The organism is Lacticaseibacillus hulanensis (assembly GCF_004010095.1).
GTDB classification, from domain to species: Bacteria; Bacillota; Bacilli; order Lactobacillales; family Lactobacillaceae; genus Lacticaseibacillus; species Lacticaseibacillus hulanensis.
In genome coordinates, this window is the sequence record NZ_RRYD01000059.1 from 1 (window position 1) to 1,574 (window position 1,574).

At 45.2% G+C, this 1,574-nt stretch carries 2 protein-coding genes; both read left to right on the forward strand.

What is annotated here, in order from left to right; translation table 11 throughout:
• The first annotated feature begins 527 nt into the window (after window positions 1-527).
• Window positions 528-1,121 (forward strand): IS607 family transposase, encoded by a 594-nt coding sequence (locus tag EKN00_RS10765; RefSeq protein ID WP_421825898.1) that lies wholly within the window; start codon window positions 528-530, stop codon window positions 1,119-1,121.
• Window positions 1,122-1,152: 31 nt separating this feature from the next.
• Window positions 1,153-1,574, forward strand: a 422-nt coding sequence (locus EKN00_RS10770; protein ID WP_164848123.1) for a helix-turn-helix domain-containing protein, incomplete at its 3' end; no start/stop codon positions are given.

Sequence of the window (1,574 nt, forward strand, 5' to 3'; positions counted from 1 at the left end):
CAACCGGCCGCACGGAAAATCCCAGCCGCACGGAACGCGCACCGGCCCCGCCCAGTCGCGGCCCCTAGACCACTACATGCCCAGAACTTCGCCACTGACTTACGCTGCCGGACAGTGAAAGTGATTATTTACCGCTAGCTGTGGCGGCTGTAACTGTGCACTAGGGCGCAAACTGAATCAGTTGTCATGATGAGGGCCATTAGCCACATTGCCGCCATTGTGTGCATCGTACTTACTAAAAATAACAGCACTAAATTCAGAAAGAGCATCAGCCAACCCATTAGTTTCGCATACCTAACCATTTAATAACGCCTCCCCGCGAGTATAACACCTTTGATAAATATTGAACAAGACCTGTAACCTGGCCTATAAGGTGTTAAAATTTACCTGATGAGTCAGGTAATGGTAGCTGCGCTGAGCAGCGACCTGAATTAGAACGGGAGGACTGAGACTGCAATTGTAAATATAGAATAAAGTGTAATAATAAGGTATAATGAGGGTACAATAATTCTGTGGGAGGTATCCTCATGCTCAAACCAAACGAAATGGCCGCACGCATTGGTGTGACGGTCAAGACCTTGCAGAAATGGGATAAAGATGGCACCTTGCCAGCTTTTCGTAATCCTAAAAACAGGCGCTACTATACCGAAGAACAGTACCGCACCTACATTGGCGAAACTACGAAACATGGCCACAAAGTAGTGGCCTACGCACGCGTATCGAATGCCAGGCAGAAAGATGACTTGAAGAATCAAGTTGATTTTTTACGCCAGTATGCCAATGGTAAGGGCGTAATCCTGGATGACGTGATTACGGATGTTGGTAGCGGGTTGAATTATAAGCGTAAACATTGGAACGAATTGCTAGATCAAATTATGGCAAACAACGTCGATACCGTGTATATCACTTATAAGGATCGCTTTGTCCGTTTCGGTTACGACTGGTTTGAACAATTAGCCAATAAGTTCAACACCCAAATTGTGGTGCTAAACAACCCAGATTTATCGCCTCAAGAAGAAATGACACAAGACTTAATCGGTATTATTCACGATTTCAGTTGCCGTATTCGCGGTTTGCGTAAATACGAAAGCAAAGTCGAAAATGACAAAGAACTGAAGTAGTCCTGTCTTTCAACAAGAAACGGTGAATTGAATGATTAAGACACATAAAATTAAAATGTATCCCAACACAGCGATGTGCCTAGTCTTAACGCAACTGTTCAACTATCGACGTTACTGCTACAACCAAGCGCTTGAGATTTGGAATGAGATGTACGACGAATCCGTATTGATGGCGGATAAATCGCTACGACCAAATGAACGCAAGGTGCGTAACGAACTGGTCAATAACAAACAGGATTGGCAGTTTGACCAATCGGCGCGTGTGCTCCAACTAGCGGTCAATGATTTGGCTAAGGGGTGGCAGAACTATTTCAACCTCCAGATGCCTAACCACGCTCAGCCGCGGTTTAAGTCGAAGAAGCGTTCAAAAAACAGCTTTAAGACTGATCGAGCCAAAATTGTTGCTGGTAAGCTTCGTTTGGACAAACCGCGTGGGGTCAAGGATTGGTACGA